Here is a 24,797-nt window from a genome sequence, read left to right as displayed (position 1 = left end):
TCGCCTCCTCGCGTCCGGCCGTGTCCATCGAAACCTACGGCAGCTACCAGCTCCTGAAGCGCCTCGCCACGGGCGGCATGGCGCAGATCTATCTCGCGCGCCGGCCGGGTTCGGAGGCTCCGGACAAGCTGCTGGTGCTCAAGCGCATCCTCCCGCACCTGTCGGAGAACGACGAGTTCGTCCGGATGTTCCTGGACGAGGCCCGCATCGCCGCGCGGCTCGCGCACCCCAACGTGGTGCAGATCTACGACCTGGGTGCGGAGGGGGACACGTTCTTCATCGCCATGGAGTACATCCATGGCGTGGACGCGCGCCGGCTCTGGAAGCGCTCGGAGACGGCGGGGCGTCCGCTGCCGGTGCCGCTGGTGTGCCGCATCCTGTTGGAGGCGTGCGCGGGCCTGGACTACGCGCACAAGAAGACGGACGCGGCGGGGCGCCCGCTGGGCATCGTGCACCGGGACGTGTCTCCGCAGAACATCCTGGTGACGTTCGATGGCGGCGTGAAGGTGGTGGACTTCGGCATCGCGAAGGCGGCGGACCAGGCCACCGTGACGCGCTCCGGGGTGCTCAAGGGCAAGTACTCGTACATGTCGCCGGAGCAGGCCGGCGGCCAGCGCGTGGACCGGCGCTCGGACGTGTTCGCGCTGGGCGTGGTGCTGCATGAGCTGCTGACCGGCGGGCGGCTCTTCAAGCGCCACAGCGACATGCTGACCCTGTCGGCGGTGGCCGAGTGCAACGTGCCGGTGCCATCGCAGGTGGCGCCCCGGGTGCCGGTGGAGCTGGACGCCATCGTGCTCAAGGCGCTCGCGAAGGAGCCGGACGCGCGCTACCAGCACGCGCAGGAGCTACAGCGGGCGCTGGAGGGGTGGCTCGCGTCGCAGCCGCAGCCGTGCGGCACGGTGGCGGACCTGGCCGCGTTCATGCGGGAGCTGTACGCGGACCGGCTGTCCGAAGAGGCGCGCTCCGGCGAGGTGCAGGTGACGGACGAGGAGGCGGGGGCGCCTCCGCCGCCGCCCGGGCCGCGCCGCTCGGTGATGCGCCCCGCGACGCCGCCAGGACGCACGGAGAACGAGCCCACCACCACGCTGCGTCCGAACCGGCCGAACCGCCCCAGCGGGAAGGTGGAGTCGCGCCGCGAGGACTCGGTGGGGGACGGGGCGCGCTTGGAGGTCCGGGTGGAGGCGCGGCCCGAGCCCCGGTCGGAGGTCCGCAACGTCGAGGCCCGTCCGGAGCCGCGTTCGGAGGTCCGCAATGCCGACCCGCGAGTGGAGGCCCGCGCCGCCGACGCCCGTCCCGAGCCCCGCTCCGAGGTTCGCAACTCCGAACCACGCGCCGACGCGCCGCGGGGCATGACGGGCTCGCGGCGGGCCCTGGAGTCACCGCCCTCGCGGAGCGTCCGGCCGGTGCGCCTGGAGGAGCCGTCCCTCCCGACGGTGACCCAGGACGAGGACGGGCCCACGCTCGCGATGGTGGACACGCAGGGGAAGCTCGGCGGGTTCCAGGTGGAGGAGGACGGGCCCACGCTCGCGATGGTGGACACGCAGGGGAGGCTCGGCGGGTTCCAGGTGGAGGAGGACGGCCCCACGCTCGCGATGGTGGACACGCAGGGGAAGCTCGGCGGGTTCCAGGTGGAGGAGGACGGGCCCACGCTGGATCAGCGCTCCCTGACGCTGACCCAGGAGGACGAGGACGACTCGACCCTGGACATGCGCGCTGCCTCCCGCGCGGACGTGGACGAGGGCCCCACGCAGGACCTGCGCGCCGTGCCGCGCTCGGAGGTTCCGGGCCCCCGCGCGAGCGCGCCCGCGCTGTCGGGTGAGCAGCGGGGCCACCGGCTCCCGGTGCCCGCGCCCCACGCGACCATCGAGGAGATGACCGCGTCCACCGCGCCGCGCTCCGCGTCCCGCGCCCCCGCCCCGAACGCGTGGGTGCCTCCGGCCCGCTCCGGCACGGTCACGGAGCAGTCCGCCGTGGAGCCCCCGAAGCGCCGCGGGCTCCTGTACGGCGCCATCGTGCTCGTCGCGATCCTGGTGGGCGTGGGCCTCATGTGGAGCCTGGGCCCGGGGGCGGGTGGAGTGCACGTGACGTCCGAGCCCGCGGGCGCGCGCGTCGTCTTCGAGGACCGGGTGCTCCCGGAGCGCACGCCGCTGACGCTGCCGTCGGTGAAGCCCGGCCGCTACTGGGTGGTGCTGATCAAGGAGGGCTACCGCGAGCTGCGCACGCAGGTCGTCATCCCGCCGTCGGGTCGGCTCGACGTGGGGCCGCTGACGCTCGTGCCGATGCCGTCCTCCGGAAAGCCCGCCACGGAGCCGCCCGCCACCGCGCCCCCGGCTCCAGCGGCGACGGAGCCCGGCGTGGGGCCCTCGGGCGTGGCCACGCCGCGCGCGCCGGACGCCGTGGCCCCTGAAGTGAAGCAGGCCCAGGAGTCTCCGGGCGCCCAGGCCCCCTCGCCGGCGGTGAAGGCCCCGGTCGCCGCGGCCGCCCCCGTGGTTCCCGCGGCGGACGTGCGCGAATCCGCCCGCGCGGTGGAGCGGTCCGCGGAGGTGAGCTTCGTGGTGACGCCCGGGGCGGAGGTGACGTGCAATGGCCGCAGGCTGGGGGAGACGCCGTTGCAGCCGGTGAAGCTGGGGGTGGGCCTCTATGACTGCAAGTTCACCAACCCCGGGTTGCAGCGCACCGTCAGCCGCCGCATCGAGGTGCGCCCCATCGACCTCAACGTGGTGACGGTCAAGTTCGAGTAGGCGCGGCCTTGGACCCTTCCGTGACGCTCGAGGCAGGAACCCACGTCGGCAAGTACGTCGTGCGCCGCAAGCTCGCGGAAGGGGGCATGGCGGAGATCTTCCTGTGCACCGCGCGCGGGCCGGAGGGTTTCGAGAAGGAGGTCGTCATCAAGCGGGTGCGGTCGTTCCTCGCGAGCGACCCGGACTTCGTGCAGATGTTCATCGCGGAGGCGCGGCTGGCCTCGCGGCTCAACCACGCCAACGTGGTGCAGATCTTCGACTTCGACAAGCACGAGGACACCTACTACCTGGCGATGGAGTACGTGCGCGGCTGCTCGCTGTGGGAGCTGCGCAAGCGGAGCAAGGAGACGATGACGCCGATGCCGCCCGTGCTGGTGGCGCACATCGGCGCGGAGGTCGCGCGCGGGCTGCACTACGCCCACCGCCTGCGGGTGAACGGCGAGCTCTTGAACCTCGTGCACCGGGACGTCACGCCGCACAACGTGCTCGTGTCCTACGACGGCGCGGTGAAGCTGACCGACTTCGGCATCGCGAAGGCGGGCAACAAGCTGACGAACCCCGGCGTGCTCAAGGGCAAGTTCGCGTACATGTCGCCCGAGCAGGCCCGGGGCGAGAACGTGGACGTGCGCACGGACGTCTTCGCGCTGGGCGTGGTGCTGTGGGAGCTGCTCACCGGCGGACGGCTGTTCCAGGGGGACTCGGAGATCGCCGTCCTGCGCGCGGTGCAGGAGAGCACCATCGTGCCGCCCGCGCGCCTCAACCCGGACGTGCCGCCGGACCTGGACGCCGCCATCTGCCGCGCGCTGGAGCGCGACCTGTCGAAGCGCTTCCAGACGGCGGGGGAGCTGGAGCGCGCGCTGGCGCAGTGCGTGTTGAACCACGCCCGCTCCGTTGACGACGCCGACGTGGGCGCGTTCGTCCGCGGGCTGTTCCCCGTCGCGGCCAGCAACCAGGCGCTGCCCGCGCTCCCGGAGCGCACGGCGCTGGAGGACGGAGCGCTGCCCGCCGCCGCACCGCCGCCGCGCGAGCCCACGGCGGTGATGCCGTCGCGCGAGCACGCCTCGGGAGCGAAGCGGGTCGACTCGCCGGACGAGGACCGGCACGGGACGACGCTGGTGCTGTCGCAAGACGACCGCGCCGGGAACGGACGTCCACCGCAGCCCACGCCGCAGATGCCGTTGCAGTCGATGGGCCGGGAAGCCCCGCTCGCCAGGCGCGGCGAGTCCCGTGAGCTTCCCGTCGCCAGGCAGGCGCCCTTGAGCGACGAGGACTCCGCCGGTGACGACGACTTCGCGTCCGCGAGCCGGACGGATGACGACGGTGTGCTCGAGGGCCGGAGGGCGGAGGACGCGTCGAGCCCGTCCGCCTCCGCGAGGCGCAGGGCGGAAGGCTCCGAGCGCCGGGGCTCATCCGCGAGCCGCGATGCGGAGGACTCTTCCGCACGCCGGGCCGCATCCTCCAGCAAGCCCGGCACTGCCTCCGCGCGCCGGGCCGCGTCCCCGGGGGACGACCTCCCGGGCGCCGAAGACCGCGAGCTCGACACGGTCTCCGCCACCGAGCCGGGGCCTCCCGCCGCACCGGGCCGCAAGCGCGCCCTCTGGGGAGGGGCCGCCGCGGTGGGACTCGCGAGCCTCGTGGGCGTCCTGGCCCTTGTCCGCTCGCACACCGGTGCCTTGCAATCAGGGCAGGGGAGCCCGCCCGCCCAGGCCTCGGCCCCGGCGACGAACCCGCCGGCCACCGCCACGGTCCCCCAGCCCGCGCCTGCCCGCACGCCGGCCGCGGACGCCGTCGACGCGGAGCTCGAAGGGCAGCGGCGTGAAGCCGCGCTGGCGCCGCCTCCTTCTACGGAGCCTGCCGCCCCCGCCCCCCAGCCCGAGGCGGCCCCCGCCCCCGCGCCGCCCGCCGCGGACACGGCGAAGGCCCTGGGCACACTCCAGGTGAAGGCCAACCCCTACGCCACCGTCTACCTGGGCCCGAAGCGGCTGGGCGACGTGCAGGGCCGCGCCACCTACAAGGTGCCGGCCGGCACCTACAGCCTGACCTTCGCGCACCCGTCCGGCTCGAAGACGTTCACCGTCGCCGTCCCCGCCGACGGCACCGTGACGCAGGAGTTCCGCGCGCCCCGCGGCCGCTGACGCTTCCGTCGTTCCCCCGCCACCACCTGAAGCCACCTGACGTCGGCGTCGAGCGTCGGCCGGACGACGTCCGTCCGCGGCACGCCTGCTCGTCCTCCTTGACGACTGACGCGCGAATCTGGCACCTATGGCGTCCATTCAGTAGCCTCTATTCAATGGAATCGATGGACCTGCTCGCGCCCGAAGAACTCGAGCGCATCGAGCGCGAAAACGCGGGCGGTCTTCCCGCGAACGCGATCCTGGAAATCTTCCGGCCCCGGGGCGTGAGGCTCTCGGAGGCGACGTTCCGGAAGTACGTCCAGGCCGGTCTGCTCCCCCGCAGCCGCCGTGTGGGCCGCAAGGGGAAGCACCAGGGCAGCCTGGGCCTCTACCCGGTGGAAGCGGTGCGCCGCATCAACGTCATCAAGAGGATGATGGCGGAAGGACACACCCTGGAGGACATCCGCCGCTCCTTCGTGTTCCACCGCAACCACATCGACCAGCTCCAACGCGACTTGTCGGAGGTGCTGGACGGGTTCCAGGAGGAGCTGGGAGGACGGCCCCTGGGCGGAGAACGCAGGAGGTCACTCGAAGCCCAGTTGGCAACGCTCAGGCAACGGGCGCAGGATCTGGTCCGCGATGTCGCCCGGTTGGGCAGCGCCGTCACGGCGCGTGAAGACGAAACGCTCCGGTCACAATAGGATACCCCCCAGGGTCCTGTTGAACCGGGTAGACTCCACGCATCTGGAGGACGACACATGTCGGAAGTGAAGCAGCTGCAGGAGGGCGAGGGGGGGAATGAGGAGGAGCAGCCCGCGGAACGCCGGCGCTCCAAGACGATGTCGCGCAAGGAGATGGCGCGCGACCTGCGCCGGCGGCGGCTCGCCGGTCAGCTGGACCCCGAGGAGGCGGAGACCCTCAAGCTCGTGGACGAGCAGCGGCCGCGCACCCGCGCGGACTGCATCAACGGCCCGCGCCCGTGCCTCTTCGTGTCCTGCAAGCACAACCTCTACCTGGACGTGAACCCGGAGACGGGCTCCATCAAGCTCAACTTCCCGGACAAGGAGATCACCGAGCTGGAGCACACCTGCGCCCTGGACGTCGCGGAGAAGGGCGGCATCACGCTGGAGGAGGTGGGGGAGATCATGAACCTCACCCGCGAGCGCATCCGCCAGGTGGAGACGCGCGGCCTGATGAAGCTGCGCGAGGCCACGGAGGCAGAGCCTCCCGCGTCCGCCCGCAAGCCTTGAGGGCAGGGCACTGTTTCGCGCCGGGCCTGGGGTGACGTGTTGCGTTGACACCCCAGGGGGTGGTTGCTAGGACCCGCGCCACCCCCACCCATTGCGAGGCGCACACGTGCTGGCTCTCCTGAGCGTTTCCGACAAGCGCGGTCTGGTCCCCTTTGCCCAGGGCCTGGTGCGGCTGGGTTACCGGCTGCTCTCCACGGGCGGCACCCTGGAGGCCCTGAAGGGCGCCGGCGTCCCCGCCACCCAGGTGTCCGAGCACACGCAGAGCCCCGAAATCCTCGGCGGCCGCGTGAAGACGCTCCACCCCCGCATCCACGGCGGCATCCTCGGCCGGCCCGACCTGGAGAGCGACCGGGCGGAGATGGCGAAGAACCACATCGAGCCCATCTCCCTTGTGGTGGTGAACCTCTACCCGTTCCGCCAGACGGTGGCGTCCGGCGCGGGCGAGGACGACGTCATCGAGAACATCGACATCGGCGGGCCGGCGATGGTCCGCGCGTCGGCGAAGAACTTCCGGCACGTGGCCATCGTGGTGGACCCGGATGACTACGCGCCGGTGCTCGCGGAGATTGAAGGACACAAGGCCGTGACGCTGGAGACGCGGCGCCGGCTGATGCGCAAGGCGTTCGCGCACACGGCGGCCTATGACGCGTCCATCTCCGGGTGGCTGTCCGGCGAGGCCCGCGAGCCCTTCCCCGAGGAGCTGTCGCTCGCGTTCCGCAAGGTGCAGGGGCTGCGCTACGGGGAGAACCCGCACCAGCGCGGCGCGTTCTACAAGGAATACGCCGCGCCCAAGGAGCCGTCCGTCGCCTTCGCGAAGGTGCTCCAGGGCAAGGAGCTCTCGTACAACAACATCCTGGACCTGGACGCGGCCCTGGGCCTGGTCCTGGAGTTTCCGGAGAAGCCCTGCGCCGTGGTCATCAAGCACAACACCCCGTGCGGCGTGGCGGTGGATGACGTGCTGGAGAAGGCGTACCGCACCGCCCGCGCGGTGGACGAGGTGAGCGCCTTCGGCGGCATCGTCGCCTTCAACCGCGAGGTGGACGAGGCCACGGCGAAGGCCATGGCGGAGACGTTCCTGGAGGCGGTCATCGCGCCGTCGTACGCGCCGGCGGCGCTCCAGGTGCTGGCGGGCAAGAAGAACCTGCGCCTCCTGGAGGCGGGGCCCGCGCTGGCGTCCCCCACGGCGACGCCCCGGCCCCAGGTGGACGCTCGCAGCGTGTCCGGGGGCATGCTCCTGATGGACCGGGACGCGGTGGAGCCGCCCCTGGAGTGGAAGGTGGTGTCCAAGCGCGCCCCCACGCCGGAGGAGGAGCGGGCCCTGCGCTTCGCCTGGAAGGTGTGCAAGCACGTGAAGAGCAACGCCATCGTCTTCGCGGCGCCGTCCCAGCTGCTGGCCCAGGGCGGCGGGCAGACGAACCGCGTGGACTCCGTGCGCATCGCCATGACGCGGGGTGGCGAGGCCCTCAAGGGCAGCGCCGTGGCCTCGGATGCCTTCTTCCCCTTCCGGGACGGGTTGGACGAGGCAGCCCGGGCCGGAGCGACGGCGGTCATCCAGCCGGGTGGGTCTGTCCGGGACGCGGAGGTGATCGCCGCCGCGGATGAACATGGGATGGCCATGGTGGTGACGGGAGTGCGACACTTCCGGCACTAACTTCATGCGCATCGTCTGCCAGAAATGCGCGGCGGCCTACGCGATCGACGATCGGTTGATCACGCCCAAGGGCGTCCGCGCGCAATGTCCTCGCTGCCGTCACCTCCAGCTCGTGAAGCGGGAGGCCTCGGCCGCGTCCGTGACGGCTCCTCCTGAAGGCGCCGCGCCCTCGGCCGCGGAGTCCGCGCCCCCCGCGTCCGCGCCCTCCGTCTCACGAGAGCCCCGGAGCAATCCGGCGGCTTCGGCGCAGCCGGCGCCCCGGAGCGCACCTGCCTCGGCGAAGCCCGCGGCGGCTCCGGCCGCGCAGAAGGCGCCGGCGTCGGACCTCTTCGGAGACTTCGGTGAGATGCCGGAGCTGGGGCCGCCGGGCAGCGTGGACCCGTTCGCGAACCTGGGACCGCCGGTTCCCCAGCCCGCGCCCAAGCCTGCGCCCGCCGTGAAGCCCGGTCCCCCGGTGCCCGACGCTCCCGGGGTCGCGGCTCCCGCGCCGGCGTCGGCGCCGCAGGCTCCCGCGGATCCGCTGCTCGACTTCCTCGGGCCGCCGCCCGGGGGCCTGGAGCCGGAGGCTCCTTCTTCGCCCCCCTCCGCGCGTGCGTCCTCCGCGCCCGCCGCCGGGGCGGTGTCACTGGGCCGCATGAGCCGCGCCCCCGCGCCGAACATCCCGAAGCCGGAGGTGCACTCCAACTGCCGCTCGTGCGGCAAGGACCTGGCGGATCCCTTCGATCAGGCCATGGGCATCTGCGAGGACTGCAAGCAGCGCGAGGCCGCGTTCCCCCGGGAGTCCACCGTGCTGGTGGCGCCCGAGGTGGCGGCCGCGGCGCCTGCGCCCGGCAACGGCGACCTGGTGGAGCTGCCGGTGATGGGCGGCCTGGACGCCAGCGCGTCCGGTGATGGCGCGTCTGGAGGCGAGCCCCGCTCCGAGGGGGCCACGGCGCTGGCGCCGGACTCGCGCGTGAGCTCGGTGAAGCCCGCGCGCACGTCGCACATCACGGCCGCGCCGGCCCGCAGCGCCCAGCGTGGCGGAAGCGGCGGCGGCAGCCGTGCCGGCGTCATGGGCCTGCTGGCGCTGGCCGTGCTTGGGGCCGGCGGCGCGGGCTACTACTTCCTCGTGCACAAGCCGCAGCAGGAGCAGCGGGTCCGGGAGGCGCGGCCCGCCGCACCGGCTCCGGTGCCGCAGGCGGTGCTGGCCACGGTGGGGCGGTGGAAGCTCCAGTTCCTGGAGCTGGAGGGCACCAGCGCGGAGCACCTGGCCACCGGCCAGAAGCAGCTCGCGATGGACCAGCGCATCGCGTACACGGAAGCGGAGGAGTCCTTCCAGCAGGCGTTGTTGCTCGACCCGCGCAGCGCGGACGCCATCGCCGGGTACGTGCAGGCGCTGGCGCTCGGGCGCGGTCCGGGCATGGACGACGCCTCCTTCCAGGAGGCGCGCGAGCTCATCCAGGCCGCGAAGGGCATGGCCGGCGAGACGCCCGCGCTGCTCGTCGCGCACGCGAACCTGCTGCTGGCGCGCCCGCGCCAGCCGGGCAACCTGGAGGAGGCATCGCGGCTGGCGGCGGAGGTGCTGGCCCAGCCGGCTGCCCCGGACGCCTTCAAGGCGGAGGCGCACCTGGTGCTGGGGCGCGCCCAGGTGGCCACGTCGCGCGAGCTGGCGAACCAGGAGTTCGCGGCGGCGCGCAAGCTGGCGCCGAACCTGAAGCGCGTGGACTACTACAGCGCGCTCGCCCACGAGCAGGCCGGCCAGTACGGCCAGGCGCTGAAGCAGCTGAACCAGCGGATGGAGATGGATCCGCAGGACTGGAACAGCCTGGAGGCCGCCGCCCGCATCTACGTGGAGGTGGGAGAGGCCCCTCGCGCGCGCAAGCTGTATGAGACCCGGCTGAAGTCGAAGGCGGGCGACGTGCGCGCCTCCCTGGCGCTGGCGGTGCTGCGCTATCAGGCGGAGGACAACGCGCGCGACGCCGTGCGCGCCCTGAAGGAGCTGACGAAGGGGACGTTCCGCTACAGCCCCCGCGACGCCTCCGAAATCTGGAGCCACCTGGCCGCGGCGGAGCGCACGGCGGGCAACGACGCCGGCGCGGTGAAGGCGGCGACGGAGGCCCTGAAGGCGGTGCCCGCGCTGCCGGAGGCCCACCTGCAGTGGTTCATGGTCGCGCTGGCGCAGAAGGACGCGGCCGTGGCCCGCGAGCACCTGAAGGGCTTCCAGGGCCGGCTGCAGGACGCGGCGCTGGAGAAGGTCCTGGAGGGGCGGGTCCTCCTGCTGGAGGGCGACGCGGCCGGAGCGCAGGAGCGCTTCCAGCAGGCGGTGCGGCTGGACGACCGCCGCATGGACGCGAAGCTGCTGGAGGGCGTGGCGGCGGCGAGCGCGAAGAAGCGCGACGAGGCCTTCCGCCTGTTCTACGCCGTGCTGGAGGCGCGCGAGTGGGATCCGCTGCGGCTCGCGCCCCGGCCCGCACTGTCGCGCTTCTGGCTGCGGCCGAGCGACACGCTGGTGGGGGTGGAGAACGTGGTGAAGTCCCTGGGCGAGCGCCCGGACGACGTGCAGCCCCTGCTCTACGAGGGCCTGGTGCGCTTCCACCAGGGGGACCGCCAGACGGCGGATCGGCTCTTCCAGTCGGTGTTGGACGTGACCGCGAACAGCGGCGGCGCCCAGGCGTACCGCTCGCTCATCGCGCTGGACACGAAGGGGGCGCAGGCGCGTCCCCTCGCGGAGCGCGCGGTGGGCGCCGATCGCGGGCTGCCGGTGGCGCGTCTGTCGCTGGGCCTCGCGCAGGCGGCGGACGGCAAGGTGGCGGAGGCGATGCGCACGTTGCAGTCCACGCTGGATGTAGCGCCGAAGATGCTGTCCGCGCAGACGAAGCTGGCGGAGCTGCAGGTGAAGACGAAGCCGCAGGAGGCGCGCGCGGTGCTGGAGAAGGTGGTGGGGTTGGATCCCTCCTACTTCCCGGCGAAGAAGCTGCTCTTCAAACTCGACGAGCGAGGTTGACGTGAAGGTCCTGTTGCTGGGGTCGGGCGGACGCGAGCATGCACTCGCCTGGAAGCTGGCCCAGAGTCCCCGCCTGTCGCGACTCCTGGTGGGCCCGGGCAACCCGGGGACGGCGCGGTGGGGCACCAACGTGCCGCTGCAGGCGGACTCGCCGGAGGCGGTGGTGTCGCTGGCGCGCCGCGAGCGCGTGGACCTGGTGGTGGTGGGCCCGGAGGCGCCGCTCGTCGCGGGCGTCGCGGACGCGCTGGCGCAGGTGGACATCCCGTGCTTCGGCCCCGTCGCCGCGGCCGCGCGCATCGAGGGCTCCAAGGCGTTCGCCAAGGAGGTGATGGCGGAGGCGGGCGTGCCCACCGCGGCCTTCCGCGTCTTCACGGACGCGGCGGAGGCGGAGGCCTACGCCGTCGCGCAGGGCCGCATCGTGGTGAAGGCGGACGGCCTGGCCGCGGGCAAGGGCGTCATCGTCGCGCCGGACGCGAAGGCCGCGCAGGACGCGGTGCGCGCCGTGGCGGAGATGGGGCAGGCGGGCCAGCGGATGGTGCTGGAGGAATTGCTGGAGGGCGAGGAGGTGTCGCTGATGGCCCTGTGCGACGGGGAGCGCTACGTGCTCCTGCCGCTGTCGCAGGACCACAAGCGCGTGGGCGAGGGCGACACGGGCCCCAACACCGGCGGCATGGGGGCGTACTGCCCGGCGCCGTTCCTCACGGAAGCCCAACTGGCTCAGGCGGGCGAGCGGATCATCGCGCCCACGCTGGCGACGCTCAAGAAGCGCGGCACGCCGCTGCGCGGGGTGCTGTACGCAGGGCTGATGCTCACGGCATCCGGCCCCAAGGTGCTGGAGTTCAACGCGCGCTTCGGGGACCCGGAGACGCAGGTCCTGATGATGCAACTGGACGAGGACCTGCTGCCGCTGATGGAGGCGTGCGCGAAGGGCACGTTGGAGCCCCGGCCGCTGAAGCAGTTCCCGGGCGCGTCGGTGGGCGTGGTGCTGGCGGCGGAGGGCTACCCGGAGGCACCGAAGAAGGGCCAGCGGATTGAAGGGCTGGACGCGGTGGCGTCGAACGCTCCCGTGTTCCTGGCGGGCGTGGCGAAGCAGGACGGTGCGCTGGTGACGGCCGGCGGCCGGGTGCTGACGGTGTGCGCTCGGGGCGACAGCCTGGCGACGGCGCGCGAGCGGGCCCTGGCGGCGGCGGACGCCGTGCGCTTCGAGGGCAAGCACTTCCGCCGGGACATCGGCGCGCGGGGGCTGCGGGCGCGGCCGTGAAGCTGCTGGCGCGCTATCTGCTCAAGGAGCTGCTCGTCCCCCTGGGAGTGTGGGTGGCGTTCATGTTCCTGCTGCTGTTCGTGATGCAGTTCCTGCGCGGCACGGACGTGCTACTCGGCTCCGCGGTGACGCTGGTGGACCTGGGCCGGCTCATCGCGTACCTGGCGCCGCACTTCCTGGTGATGGCGCTGCCCATCGCGTTCCTGCTGGCCATCCTGCTGGGCCTGGGGCGGCTGGGAGAGGACCGGGAGCTGACATCGCTGCAGGCCCTGGGCATCAGCCCGCTTCAGCTGCTCGCGGCGCCGCTGGGCGTGGGCGTGGCGCTGAGCGCGTTCATGGTGCTGCTCACGTCCACGGTGGAGCCATGGGGGCTCACGGGCGTGAAGGACCTGGTGGGCGAGGTCATCCAGAAGAACGTCGCGGGCGACGTGAAGTCCGGCGTCTTCTACGAGGACCTGAGCGACCTGACGTTGTACGCGCAGAAGGTGGCGCCGAAGGGCGGCGGCTGGACGAACGTGCTCTTGCACGACGACCGCGACCCCAGCTCGCCGCTGCTGGTGCTGGCGCACAAGGGCCGGGTGGGCACGTCCGAGCGGGGCGAGGCGCTCCAGATTGAATTGCAGGAGGGCGAGGTGCACCGCGCCAACCGCTCCTCGGTGGACGCGAGCGTCGTCGCCTTCGAGAAGGCGGAGATCAACGTGGGGTTGGGCGGGTCTCTGTCGCGGCGCAACCGGTTCCGTTCTCCGAAGGAGGAGCTGACGCCGGCGGAGTTGCTGGCGGCGGCGAAGGACGCGGAGGAGCGGAAGGAGGACGCGCGTCCCTTCTTGATGGCGCTGCACAGCCGGCTGGGCAACGCGGTGGCGCCGGTGGCGTTCGCGCTGCTGGCCACGCCGCTGGCGATTGGCCGCAGGCAGGCGGGCCGTGCGTGGGGCTACCTGCTGACGCTGGGCGGCTATGTCCTCTACTACCTGCTGAGCCGAGCCTTCGAGCAGATGGGGCAGAAGGGGCAGATGCCGGTGCTCGTCGCGGGGCAGCTGGCGAACGTGCTCTTCATGGTGGTGGGGGCGATCGCGCTGTACCGCGTGACGCGTTCGGGGACGGTGCGATGAGGGGCACCCTCTTCGGGTACGTGGTGCGCGCGTACGTGCGCCAGACGTTGGGCATCCTGGCGGGCGTGGTGGCGGTGTTCCTGGTGGTGGACTTCGTGGACCGCGCGAAGGCCTATGGCGGCGAGGGCTGGGTGCAGGACGTGCTCAAGCTCTACGGCTACAAGGCGCTGGTATCGGTGCAGCAGCTGGGGCCCGCGGCGTTGCTGCTGGCGGCGGGAACGACGGTGTCGGCGCTGCGCAAGAAGGGCGAGGTGACGGCGCTGAGGGCACTCACCTTCGGGCCCGCGGCGCTGTACCTGCCGATAGGGCTGTGCGCGCTGGTGGCATGCGTGGGGCTGGTGGCGTTCGACGAGACGGTGGCCGCGCGAGCGGGCCGGCGCGTGGATGAAATCACCACGCAGCGCTTCAACCGGTGGGGCGACTGGCGGATGTACTACACGCCGAAGCAGTGGTTCCGGCGGGGCGACTCCATCTTCTTCCTGCGGGGCGGCAATCCCCAGGAGGGCTTCGAGAACGTCTCCCTCTTCACGCTGACGCCGGAGTTCAAGCTGCGCCGCCGGGTGGACGCGGGGCGGATGCGCGCGTTGGAGGGAACGCGCTGGGAGTTGACGGACGTGGTGGAGCGCACGTTCACGGAGGACGGGCGCACGTCGGTGACGCAGCAGCCCACCGCGGAGTACGAGCTGGGCGTGGGCGCGACGACGTTTCGCATCCGGCCGGGCCGCCCGGAGCAGATGCGCCTGGCAGAGCTGGGCGAACAGATTGAAGCGCGAGCGGAGGTAGGGCTCGCGACGAAGGCCTTCCAACTCGCGTGGCACAACCGCTTCGCGTACCCGCTGGCGGGGCTGCCGGCGGCGTTGCTGGCGGTGGGCCTGGCGCTGCGGACGAACCGCAGGGGCCACCTGACGGCGGCGGTGGTGGAGGGACTGCTCATCGCCGTGGCGATGTGGGGCCTGATGGTGGTGTCCCGCACGCTGGTGCTCACCGAGCGTCTGGCGCCCGCGGTGGCCGCCTGGATGCCCACGACGCTGCTGACCCTGGTGGCGGCGGCCCTGTGGCTGCGCCGCGAGGGCCTATTGCATCTTCCGCGCCGGAGCGTCACGCGGCAGGCCTGAGTCCGGGGCCCCAAGGAGCCCCCTCCGGACGGGCGCGCGAAAAACCCGTCCGACAGTCAGACAGGTTCCACAGTCCGACCAGACCTGAAGCCCCAGGCAACGGTCGTCCCAACCCGTCCGATAGCCGGGCAGGTTCCGCAGTCCGATGAGACCCGAAACCTCCGGGCAACGGCCGCCCTAACTTGTCCAACAGTCGGACTGGTTCCGCTGTCTGACGGGACCGGAAGCCCCCGAGTCACGCTTGTCCCAACCCGTCCGACAGTCGGACGGGGTCCGCTGTCCGACGGGACCGGAGGCCCTCGGCCATGGTCGTCCCAGCTCGTCCGACAGTTGGACCGGCTTCGCTGTCCGACCGGGACCGGAAGTCCCCTCGGTTTGGGCCTGACCTGCCGGACAGCCGGACAGGTTTCCGCTGCCTGCTGCGACCGGGAGCCCTCCTGGACCACGGTCGTCCCGACTTGTCGGACAGTCGGACCGGCTTCGGCTGGCCGGCTGGAACGCGAGCCCCTTCCGCCTCGGTCGCCCCAACTTGTCCGACTGTCTGACAAGTTTGCGAGGTGCGTCGCGGGCGGGGCGGTCCACTGGGGGCTCAGTTCCCAGCAAAGTGGACCTGGTTCAGGCCCGGAGGTGCGGAGGGCATTACCCGCGAAGCAGTCGTCGGGTGTGGCGAGCGAGCTGTGCCTCCTCATCGCTGGGCAACACGCGTACCGGGCACGGTGACGCATCGGTGGTGATGACCTCCGTGCCTGAATCGTTCCGCTGCGCATCAAGGTGGATGCCCAGATGGCCCAGCATTGCGCACACGCCCTGGCGGACCCTCGCGCTGTTCTCCCCGATGCCGCCCGTGAACACGAACAGGTCCAGCCCTCCGAGCACCGCCGCGTAGGCGCCCACCGTCTTCGCGACGCTTCGCGTGAAGATGTCCACCGCCAGCGCGGCCGCGGCATTTCCCGCCGCCGCGTCGCGGGTGAGGGCCTGCATGTCGCTGGTTCCTTCCGACAAGCCTCGGAGTCCTGCTTCGTGGTTCACCAGCGTCTCCAGCGCATCCGCGTCCATTTGGCGCGTGCGCATCAGGAACAGCATCACGCCCGGATCCAGGTCGCCCGTGCGTGTGCCACTCGGGATGCCACCCGTGGGCGTGAAGCCCATGGACGTATCCACGGCGCGTCCACGCTCGAGCGCCACGAGGCTCGCGCCGTTGCCCAGGTGGGCCACCACGGTGCGCGCAGGCACCTGGGGCTCCAGCCTCGCGACGATGGATTCATACGACAGGCCATGGAAGCCATAACGCTGCACGCCCTGTTCGCGCACGGAAGCGGGCAGGGGAAGCGTCGACGCGACCTGGGGTAGCGTCGCGTGAAAGGCCGTGTCGAAGCAGACGAACTGCGGCACGCCTGGATAGTGCTGCTGCGTGGCCCGGATGAGCCGCAGCGCGGGAGGAATGTGCAGCGGCGCGAAGTGCGTCGCGTCCTCCAGCGCCTTCATCACCTCGGGCGTCAGCGCCTGGTGCTGGCGCAGATGGGGGCCGCCATGCACCACGCGGTGCCCGATGGCCTGGGGCCTCGCTCCGCCCAGTTCCTCCAGGTGGCGCACGGCCTCGCGGAAGGCGTCCTCTTGCGATGGATGCCGCACGTCCACGGCGCGCACCTGTTTCCCCGCGCCGTCCTTCACCACCAGCCGGCCCTGCTCCGAGCCGATGCGGGTCGCACTGCCCTTGAACCGCACCGTCTCCTGCCCGCCCTGTTCGCCATAGAGGCCGAACTTCAGCGACGACGAGCCGCTGTTGATGACCAGCACCGCGCCCGCGTCGCTCATCGCGCGGTCCACTTCCAGTTGGCGACCTCGGGCATGTCCTCGCCGTGTTCGGACACGTAGAGCTTGTGCCGCTGGCGGACCTCGGAGAAGCGCTGCTCCGCGTCGTCCAAACGGTGGCGCGTAGTCTTTGAGTGCCGGAGGGCGTCCAGGGCCAGGGTGAAGCGGTCCATGTCGTTGAGCACCGTCATGTCGAACGGCGTGGTCGTGGTGCCCTCTTCCTTGTACCCGTGCACGTGGATGTTGGCGTGGTTGGCCCGGTTGTACGTGAGCTTGTGCACGAGCGTGGGGTAGCCGTGGAACGCGAACACCACCGGCTTGTCCACGGTGAAGAGGCGGTTGAAGTCCTCTTCGTTGAGACCGTGCGGATGGGTGTGCACGGGCGCGAGCGTGAAGACGTCCACCACGTTGACCACGCGCACCTTGAGCTCTGGGGCCCACTCGCGCAGCAGCGTCACCGCGGCCAGCGTCTCCATGGTGGGTACGTCGCCCGCGCAGGCCATCACCACGTCCGGGTCACCGTCGTCATTGCCAGCCCACTCCCACGTGCCGATGCCCGTCGAGCAGTGGCGCACGGCGCTCGGCATGTCCAGCCACACCGGCGAGGGCTGCTTCCCCGCGATGATGAGGTTGACGTAGTTCTTCGAGCGCAGGCAGTGGTCCGCCACCGACAAGAGCGTGTTCGCGTCCGGTGGCAGGTAGATGCGCACCGTGTCCGCCTTCTTGTTGGCCACGTGGTCGATGAAGCCCGGATCCTGGTGGGAGAACCCGTTGTGGTCCTGCCGCCACACGTGCGAGCTGAGCAGGTAGTTCAGCGACGCGATGGGCTTGCGCCACGGGAGCTCCCTGGCGCTCTTGATCCACTTGGCGTGCTGGTTGAACATCGAATCGATGATGTGGATGAACGCCTCGTAGCAGGAGAAGAAGCCGTGGCGTCCGGTGAGCAGGTAGCCCTCCAGCCAGCCCTGGCAGAGGTGCTCGCTCAGGACCTCCATCACGCGGCCATCGACGGAGAGGTGCTCGTCCGTGGGCTCTTGCTTCGCGCCCCAGGTCTTGCCGCTGACGGCGTAGACGTCCTGGAGCCGGTTGGACGCGTTCTCGTCCGGGGCGAACATGCGGAAGTTCCTCGTCGCCAGGTTGTGGCGCATCACGTCCCGCAGGTAGCCGCCCAGCACCTTCGTGGCGCTGACCTGCTTGGAGCCGGGCACGCCCGGGTCGATGGCGTAGTCACGGAAGCCCGGCAGCGCGAGCGGCACCAATAGCTGTCCGCCGTTCGCGTGCGCGTTGACGCCCATGCGCAGCCGGCCCTTGGGCGCGATGTCCGCCAGCTCCTCGCGGAAGGTGCCGTGCGCGTCGAACAGCTCGCGGGGCCGGTAGCTGTGGAGCCACGCTTCGAGGATCTTCAGGTGCTCGGGGTTGTCGCGCACCGCCTCCAAAGGCACCTGGTGCGCGCGCCACGTGCCCTCCACGGGCTTGCCGTCCACGACCTTCGGGCCGGTCCATCCCTTTGGAGTGCGCAGCACGAGCATGGGCCAGCGGGGCCGGGTGGGGTCGTTGTTCTCGCGGGCGTGGCGCTGGAGGCGGGTGATTTCGGCGTAGAGCGTGTCGAGCACCTCCGCCATCCGCTGGTGCATGTCCTTCGGGTCGTCGCCCTCCAGGAAATAGGGCTTGTAGCCGTAGCCCTTGAAGAGGGACTCCAGTTCGTCCGCGTCGATGCGGGCGAGCACCGTGGGGTTGGCGATCTTGTACCCATTGAGGTGCAGGATGGGCAGGACCGCGCCGTCGGTGATGGGGTTGATGAACTTGTTGGAGTGCCAGCTCGCGGCGAGCGCGCCCGTCTCCGCCTCGCCGTCGCCGACGACGCAGGGGACGATGAGGTCCGGGTTGTCCAGCACGGCGCCGTACGCGTGGAGCAGCGAGTAGCCCAGCTCGCCGCCCTCGCTGATGGAGCCGGGGACCTCGGGCGAGTCGTGGCTGGGGACGCCGTAGGGCCAGGAGAACTGGCGGAACAGGCGCTTCATGCCGTCGCGGTTGCGCTCGATGTTGGGATACAGCTCCGTGTAGGAGCCTTCGAGGAACGTGTTGGCGATGATGCCAGGCGCGCCGTGGCCGGGGCCAATGAGATACATCATGTTGGCCCGGTGGTTCCGGATGATGCGGTTCAGGTGCACGTAGATGAAGTTGAGGCCAGGCGTGGTGCCGAAGTGACCCAAGAGGCGCGGCTTGATGTCCTCGCGCGTGAGGGGCCGCTCCAGGAGCGGGTTGTCCTTGAGGTAGATCTGCCCGACGGACAGGTAGTTCGCCGCGCGCCAGTAGGCGTCGATCTTCTCCAACTCCTCGTCACTCAGCGGACCCGCCATCTTCATCTCCAGAGGTGAAGGCCGTGCATCGCCCGGGCGGATGGGACTCCATCTGGCCCGCACCGTGCAATGTTTGAGATGGGAAAAGTCAAGCGCGTCGGTTTCCCGACAGCGGAACGGCCTCCACATCACTGTTGTGTTTTCCGCTAACACTGGCGCTCCCGGCCTACATTGGCAGCCAACGGCATGCGTCCCAACTTCCCATGTTTTGGGTCTGACAAGGAGTTGGGCAATGCGCATGCGGTTCGGATGGGTCGTGGCGGGGTTGTGCTGCGTGGGCTGTGGGGGCGCGCAGCAGATGGAGCCGCCCGCGGCCCGGGAGCAGCAGGTCCAGGCTCAGGCGTGCACGCCCGCCATGGCGGCCTTCAAGGTGAAGGACCTCCTCCCTCCGGGTGCGCCGCTGCCTTCGCCACTCCGGCCCATTCCCGAGTGGCTGACGAACGTGGCGGGCACGCTGTACTTCACCGCGGATCCGTACAAGGGGCCGGCGGCGCTGTGGCGCAGTGACGGCACCGAGGTGGGGACGGTGCCGGTGAGGGAGTTCCCCTTCGAGGGCTTGAACTTCCGGGACTTCGGCTCGCTCACGGCCGTGGGCACACGGCTCTTCTTCACGATGAACGACCCGGCGGTGGGCTCCGAGCTGTGGGTGAGTGATGGCACCGCGGCGGGGACCCGGCTCGTCAAGGACGTCTCGCCGGGAGCAGCGGGCTCCAACCTGACGAACCTCACCGCGCTGGGAGGCGCGTTGGCCTTCTTCCGGAACGCGGGGAGCGCGGTGGAGCTGTGGCGCTCGGACGGCACGGCGGCGGGGACATACCGGGTGGTGGACTTCGGCTCAGGCTCATCCCGGGCCTCTCCCACGCTGCGCGCGGGAGGCGCGCTGCTGTTCTTCCTCCAGGACGCGACCCAGGGCACGCGCCTCTGGCGGACAGATGGCACGGCGGCGGGAACCCTCCTCGTCAAGCGCGTGGACGCGGGCGCCCCCTTCGTGTCGGCGACGCGGGGCCTCGCGAACGGCACCGGGTTGTTCACGCTGGATGACACCTCCGGGACGGAGGTGTGGCGGACGGATGGAACGGCGGCGGGCACGGCGCGCCTGGACACCTTTGGCAAGCAGGCGCGGCTGCTGGGAGCGCTGGGCTCCTCCGTCTACCTGTCCACGCTCGCGGACGATGGTGAGCGGCTGAAGCTGAGCCGTCTGGCGCTTTCGGGAGGCGGCAAGGCCACGGTGACGACGCTGCCCAATTCCTTCCCCGGCCAGCCGGACAACACGCCCTACGTGCAGGACATGCAGGAGTCGGGGGGCAGGCTCTACCTGTCCATGGCGACCAGCTCGCCGGGCCCCGCGCCGCGTCAGGTCGGGCTGTGGGTGACGGACGGCACGGCGGGAGGGACGCGGCAGCTCAGCCGGGAGCTCACCACGTCCGACGAGCACAGCTCGCCCCTCTTCGATACGGGCTCCGGCACGCTGCTCTTCAGCTCCCTTGATGGTGACATGGGGCTCATGCCGCAGGTGACGAATGGCACGCCAGCGGGCACGGGGCGCGTCACCACGTCCAGCACCGGAGGCGACAGGCCCGAGGAGTTCACGCGCGTGGGCAACCGGATCTTCTTCCGGGGGTACTCCGGCGTCCGGGGTGACGCGTTGTGGGCCGTGCCCGTCAACGTGACCTGTACACCGCTGAGTGCCAGCGCGGAGTGACCCGGCCGGTGACCGTCAGCGCAAGGCCACGCGGCAGTGCACGTCGTCCTGGGGGAGCGTTCCGTCCTCCAGGAAGGCGTTGAAGACGTCGTCCACGCAAGAGGCGCCCTGGCCGTAGGCATAGTGTCCTCCGGCCTCGACGCCGACCCACGCCGCGCGGGCGCCCAGGGCCTTGCGCATGCCCAGCCCGGACTCCCACGGCGTCGCGTTGTCGCGGCGGTTCTGCAGGAGGAGGATGTTGTGGGGGCCCTCACTGGGGACTGCGACGGGCGGCTCCAGCGGCGCCCTCCAGAATGCGCAGGGCCAGATGTTGGCGGGCATTCCGGCGGAGAGCGGATGGGCGGCCCGGTCCACGGCGGTGGCCGCCCGGTAGTGCTCGACGTCCGTCGGCCAGCTCACGTCTCCGCAGGTGAGCGCGAGGAAGACAGCGGTCTGGTTGTCCCCGGGAATGTCTGCTTCCGCTGGCCCCTGCGCGAAGAGCTGCTGGAGCACGGCGGCATCCTCTTCGGTGGGCGCGCCGTCCGCGAGGTTGGCGGTGGTTCGCCAGACCTGGACGAGCAGGGGAAGCTGCTCGTCGCGCTCCAGGAAGGTGTAGGTGAGGGTTCGCAGCAGCCCGCCGGTGATGACGGCATCCGTGCCAGGAATGGATGCGGGAGTCGCGTCGATCCGGTTCGCGAGCGCGAGGTACGCCTCCGTCACCGCTTCGGGCGTCGTGCCGAAGTGGAAGCGGTCGTCATGGGCTGCCGCGTAACGGGCGGCATCGGGGAAGCGGCTCTCCATGCCGTCGCTCCACGTGCGGGTGAAGCCAGACCAGACGCTCGTGGGGTCCACGTTGCCTTCGAGGATCATCCGGTCGGTGCGCTCGGGGAACAGCGACGCGTACACGGCGCCCAGATAGGTGCCGTAGGACTGGCCCCAATAGGAGACCTGCTCCTCTCCGAGCGCCTGGCGAAACAGGTCCATGTCGCGAGCGGTGTTCGCGGTGGTGATGAACGGCAGCACGTCGCGCGAAGAGGACGCCGCGCAGCGGGCCGCCGTCTCCCGGGCGAGCGCGACATTCGCGTCAATGGAACCGTCCGCGGCGGGATACGGGAAGAGGTTGACGATGCTGACGTCGGTGAGCCCGCACGTGACCGGTGAGCTGTGTCCGACCCCGCGTGGGTCGAAGCCGATCAAGTCGTAGGAGTCGAGCACCGCAGGAGGCAGCAGGGGCGCGTTCAGGCTCGGCAGCTCGAGTCCACCGAGTCCCGGCCCGCCCGGATTCAGCAGGAGGACCCCACGACGCGAGGACGGACGTGCCGCGATGATGCGCGAGACGGCGATGTCGAGCGTGGCCCCTCCTGGATGGTGATGATCCAGCGGGACCTGGAGGCTCCCGCACGTCTGGCGGGGATCGCGGGCCGCGCCGTCCGGGAGCGCGGGGCAGGTGCCCCAGACAATCCGCCGGGGAGTGACAGGCGGTTCGTGGGGTGGGGACCCGGTCGAGCAGCCCGCCACGGCCATGAGCATCAGGGAGACGGCCATGCCCCGCCGGGGCGCCGACGTCATTCCTGCGAATCGCATTGCAATCCCTTTCAGGGGGCCACGAAGTGCGCGCATGGAACACCGCGCCCCCTGGAACGTGTCACTCCGGCAAGCAGGCGCTCAGCGCAGCTTCAGCCGCATGACGTGGCGCCGTGCATCCGCGCGTGGTCGACGGCGGTTTCGCGGACCGGGGCATGGTCCGCGAAGCATCGCACGAGCCTCGGGCGTCAGTGGGAGGCGGTGACGTCGGACATGTTCACCGGCGCGGTGACGCGCTTCACCCTGGGGAAGAACAGGCCGGCCGTGAACGCGGCGATCATCGCCGAGCACATGATCCAGAAGTTGATGGACAGGCCGGTGTTCAGCGCGCTGCCGAGCGTCTCCAGGACCGAGGGCGCCAGGCCGCGCCCGTGCTCGGGGCCGAGCAGCTCCGTGGCCGCGCTCACGGGGACGTTCGGGTCCTTCATGAGCTGAGACACCAGCACGCCGCCCATCGCGCCCACTCCCAGCGACCCGCCAATGGTGCGGAAGAACATGCTGCTCGCGGTGGCCACGCCGCGCAGCTCCCAGCCCACGGTGGTCTGCACGGCGACCATGGTGGACATGGCCGCGAAGCCCAGGCCGATGCCGAACAGGCCCATGGCGATCTCCGGCACCAGCATGGAGGCCCCCGGCTTGAGCAACAGCGCCATGAGCGCGGTGCCGAGCGTGGCCAGGCCCAGTCCTCCGACGATGAGCGGACGGAAGCCGGTGCGCACCATCACCTTGCCGCCGATGAGGCTCGCCAGCGGCCAGCCGACGATCATGGGGGTGATCATCCCGCCCGCCATCGTGGCCGAACCTCCGAGCACGCCCTGCACGTACAGCGGCACATAGGTGGTCGCGCCGAACTGGGCGGCGGAGAAGAGGGCGCCGGCCACGTTGGAGATGGCGATGGTGGGAATCTTGAAGATGCTCATCGGGATGATGGGCTCGGCGGCGCGGAGCTCCACGAACACGAACGCGGTGAGGAGCAGGGCGGCCAGGGGCAGCGCGAGCAGCGTCCGTCCCGAGCCCTGCACGCCGAACAGCAGCGCCACGACGCCCGAGGACAGCAGCAGCGCTCCGGCATAGTCGAGCCGCGCGCGCTCCTTGCGTTGGAGCTGCTCATGGAAGAACGCGACGATCAGCGCCATGGACGCGATGCCGATGGGGATGTTGATGAAGAAGATCCAGTGCCACGTGAGGTACTTCACGATGAGGCCGCCGGTGAGGGGGCCGGCGAGTCCGGCGATGCCCCACACGGCGCTGAACGCGCCCTGGACCTTCCCGCGCTGCTCCAGCGTGTAGATGTCCCCGATGATGGTGAGCGCGATGGGCTGCATGGCGCCCGCGCCCAGGCCCTGGAGGACGCGGAACAGGATGAGCATGTTCATCGACGTGGAGAACCCGCACGCCAGGGACGACAGCAGGAACAGGCTGGTGCCGAAGAGGATGATGGGCTTGCGGCCGTAGAGGTCCGCGAGCTTCCCGTAGATGGGGACGGTGATGGTGGAGGACAGCATGTACGCGGTGAAGACCCACGCGTAGTGCTGGATGCCGCCCAGGTCGCTGACCACCGTGGGCATGGCGGTGGAGACGACGGTCATCTCCAGCGCGGCCACGAAGAGGCACAGCGCCAGAGCCAGGGTGGTGAACGGTCGATGGGTGGTGCGCATGTCGGAAGGGGGACCCGGGAAAGGCCCCTGGGTAACGCGTGCCCGTCCGGACCGCCAACGTCAAGCGTGTGAATCGTGAGGACGGGCGCCGTCGCTCGGGATTCCACGCCCAGTCCGGAAGGGCAGGAGCCCGCGAGGTGGGATAGGGTCCAGCGGCCTCGCGAGTCCGAGGCGCACGCCATGGGCACGGATACGAAGACGGTCGAGGCAGGGCGGTGGAGGACGGCGGTCGCCGCGGTGTTGGGGCTCTACGCGGTGGGGCTGGTGCTGGCGGAGGCAGTGCTCCAGGCAGCAGCCCTCCTGGCCACCGCGCTGGCCCTCGCGCTGGTGGTGACCCGAAGGCTGCGGCTGGAGACGGACGTGAGGGCGTTCGTGCTGGCGAGCGTCGCCCTGTGCGTCTGGCAGCTGGTGTCCCCGGCGGTGGCGCTGCTGACGGGAGCCGCGGCGAAGTGGCCCCGGGGCGCGAGGTACGGCCAGGCGCTGGACACGGTCGCGGGAGCGGCCGTCGCGTGCATCGGGACGCTGGGAGTGCCGTGGCTGCTGCTGGGAGGGCTCGTCGCGGGAGGCTGGCTGGTGGCGGCGGCGCTGGGCTTCTTCCAGCACCGGGTGCCCTGGCCCTGGGAGCCGCCGAAGTTCACGAAGCTGAACCTGTCGCGCCTGCACGAGAACTTCGGGACGGAGGAGAACCCGAGGTACGCGGCGGGAGGCTTCTTCTTCCACCGGCTGCGGTTCGCGCACGGAGCGGTTGCCGTGCTGGGCCCGGCGTTGGCGGTGATCGGGCGGTCGAAGGTGACGCGGCGGCGGGTGCTGGCCGGCGTGATGGTGCTGGGGCTGCTGCTGTCCATCTACGCCGCGTTCGCGCGAGCGGCGTTGGGAGCGGCGCTGGGCGTGTGCGTGCTCGCGCTGTTGCTGTTGCTGCGGGGGACGGCGCGGAAGGCGGGGCTGGGCGTGGCGGTGGCGCTGGTGATCGTGGTGCTGCTGACGCCCGCGTGGAGGGAGCGGTTCGGCAAGGCGGTGGACAACCTCTTCGGCAGCGGCGAGCGCTCGCTGGCGATGTCCGTGGGCTGGCGTCTGGTGCGCGAGCACACCTGGGTGGGCGTGGGCTTCGGCAATCACAAACCCGCGGCCCTGGCGACGCAGGCGGAGACGGGCATCACGGACCTGCTGGCCACGGACTCGCACAACCTCTGGCTGACGACGTGGGCGGAGACGGGCCTCGTGGGCCTGGCGCTGCTGGCGACGATGCACTTCCTGCTGGCGAAGGCGCTGGTGCGAAGGCATCGGGCGGGTTCGATTCCGGCCACGGGAGCACTGCTGTCCTTCGTGGGCTTCCACGTCCTGGCCCTGGTGCACTACCTGCCGTTCCACCCCAGCGTGCACCTGTCGTTCATGTTCGTCTGGGGCCTGGGGCTGGGTGAGTTCAAGGCGCCGGTCCGCAATGGGCCTGGGTGAAGTTTCCAGCTGACAGGGGGACGTGT

The 24,797-nt window shown here is 71.1% G+C and carries 15 protein-coding genes; 11 read left to right on the top strand and 4 right to left on the bottom strand.

What is annotated here, in order from left to right; translation table 11 throughout:
• Positions 1-20 precede the first annotated feature (20 nt).
• The 9 genes from KYK13_RS24990 (at position 21) to KYK13_RS24950 (ending at position 14,224) form a co-directional block, all read left to right on the top strand.
• Positions 21-2,741: a serine/threonine-protein kinase gene (locus tag KYK13_RS24990; protein WP_223634230.1), complete on the top strand. Its 2,721-nt coding sequence runs from the start codon at positions 21-23 to the stop codon at positions 2,739-2,741.
• 20 nt (positions 2,742-2,761) lie between these two features.
• The gene (locus KYK13_RS24985; RefSeq protein ID WP_223634227.1) at positions 2,762-4,876 is read left to right on the top strand and encodes a serine/threonine-protein kinase; all 2,115 of its coding nucleotides are present in this window, start codon (positions 2,762-2,764) and stop codon (positions 4,874-4,876) included.
• Positions 4,877-5,031: 155 nt separating this feature from the next.
• A complete protein-coding gene (locus KYK13_RS24980) occupies positions 5,032-5,556 on the top strand; it encodes a MerR family transcriptional regulator (RefSeq protein WP_223634225.1) in 525 nt (174 codons plus the stop codon).
• Positions 5,557-5,613: 57 nt separating this feature from the next.
• Positions 5,614-6,105 (top strand): sigma factor-like helix-turn-helix DNA-binding protein, encoded by a 492-nt coding sequence (locus KYK13_RS24975; protein ID WP_223634222.1) that lies wholly within the window; start codon positions 5,614-5,616, stop codon positions 6,103-6,105.
• Positions 6,106-6,211: 106 nt separating this feature from the next.
• Positions 6,212-7,756 (top strand): bifunctional phosphoribosylaminoimidazolecarboxamide formyltransferase/IMP cyclohydrolase, encoded by a 1,545-nt coding sequence (gene purH, locus KYK13_RS24970; RefSeq protein WP_223634220.1) that lies wholly within the window; start codon positions 6,212-6,214, stop codon positions 7,754-7,756.
• Between the two features lie 4 nt (positions 7,757-7,760).
• The gene (locus KYK13_RS24965) at positions 7,761-10,739 is read left to right on the top strand and encodes a zinc-ribbon domain-containing protein (RefSeq protein WP_223634218.1); all 2,979 of its coding nucleotides are present in this window, start codon (positions 7,761-7,763) and stop codon (positions 10,737-10,739) included.
• A 1-nt stretch (position 10,740) separates the two neighbouring features.
• A complete protein-coding gene (purD, locus tag KYK13_RS24960; RefSeq protein ID WP_223634214.1) occupies positions 10,741-12,000 on the top strand; it encodes a phosphoribosylamine--glycine ligase in 1,260 nt (419 codons plus the stop codon).
• On the top strand, positions 11,997-13,109 hold the full coding sequence (locus tag KYK13_RS24955; RefSeq protein WP_223634210.1) for an LptF/LptG family permease: 1,113 nt from the start codon (positions 11,997-11,999) through the stop codon (positions 13,107-13,109). Before purD ends, KYK13_RS24955 begins: the two co-directional genes overlap by 4 nt.
• Positions 13,106-14,224, top strand: a complete 1,119-nt coding sequence (locus KYK13_RS24950; RefSeq protein WP_223634207.1) for an LptF/LptG family permease — start codon at positions 13,106-13,108, stop codon at positions 14,222-14,224. Before KYK13_RS24955 ends, KYK13_RS24950 begins: the two co-directional genes overlap by 4 nt.
• A 639-nt stretch (positions 14,225-14,863) precedes the next feature.
• On the opposite strand, the gene KYK13_RS24945 is transcribed toward KYK13_RS24950, so the two are convergent.
• Together KYK13_RS24945 and KYK13_RS24940 are read right to left on the bottom strand one after the other, a co-directional pair.
• Entirely contained in the window at positions 14,864-16,039 is a 1,176-nt protein-coding gene (locus KYK13_RS24945; protein WP_223634204.1) for an acetate/propionate family kinase, read from the bottom strand.
• Complete coding sequence (locus KYK13_RS24940) at positions 16,036-18,396, bottom strand: phosphoketolase (protein WP_223634201.1); 2,361 nt, start codon at positions 18,394-18,396, stop codon at positions 16,036-16,038. Before KYK13_RS24940 ends, KYK13_RS24945 begins: the two co-directional genes overlap by 4 nt.
• A gap of 232 nt (positions 18,397-18,628) precedes the next feature.
• On the opposite strand from KYK13_RS24940, the gene KYK13_RS24935 reads away from it, so the two are divergent.
• Complete coding sequence (locus KYK13_RS24935; protein WP_223634198.1) at positions 18,629-20,098, top strand: ELWxxDGT repeat protein; 1,470 nt, start codon at positions 18,629-18,631, stop codon at positions 20,096-20,098.
• Between the two features lie 15 nt (positions 20,099-20,113).
• Here KYK13_RS24935 and KYK13_RS24930 read toward each other — a convergent pair whose 3' ends face one another.
• A complete protein-coding gene (locus KYK13_RS24930) occupies positions 20,114-21,661 on the bottom strand; it encodes an alpha/beta hydrolase (RefSeq protein WP_223634195.1) in 1,548 nt (515 codons plus the stop codon).
• A gap of 188 nt (positions 21,662-21,849) precedes the next feature.
• Positions 21,850-23,319 (bottom strand): MDR family MFS transporter, encoded by a 1,470-nt coding sequence (locus KYK13_RS24925; RefSeq protein ID WP_223634193.1) that lies wholly within the window; start codon positions 23,317-23,319, stop codon positions 21,850-21,852.
• A 180-nt stretch (positions 23,320-23,499) separates the two neighbouring features.
• Between KYK13_RS24925 and KYK13_RS24920 the strand changes: the two genes are divergently transcribed.
• Complete coding sequence (locus KYK13_RS24920; RefSeq protein ID WP_223634190.1) at positions 23,500-24,771, top strand: O-antigen ligase; 1,272 nt, start codon at positions 23,500-23,502, stop codon at positions 24,769-24,771.
• The last annotated feature ends 26 nt before the right edge of the window (positions 24,772-24,797 follow it).

It is taken from the genome of Corallococcus sp. EGB (genome assembly GCF_019968905.1).
GTDB lineage: Bacteria > Myxococcota > Myxococcia > Myxococcales > Myxococcaceae > Corallococcus.
This window is presented reverse-complemented; position numbering and strand designations above follow the sequence as displayed.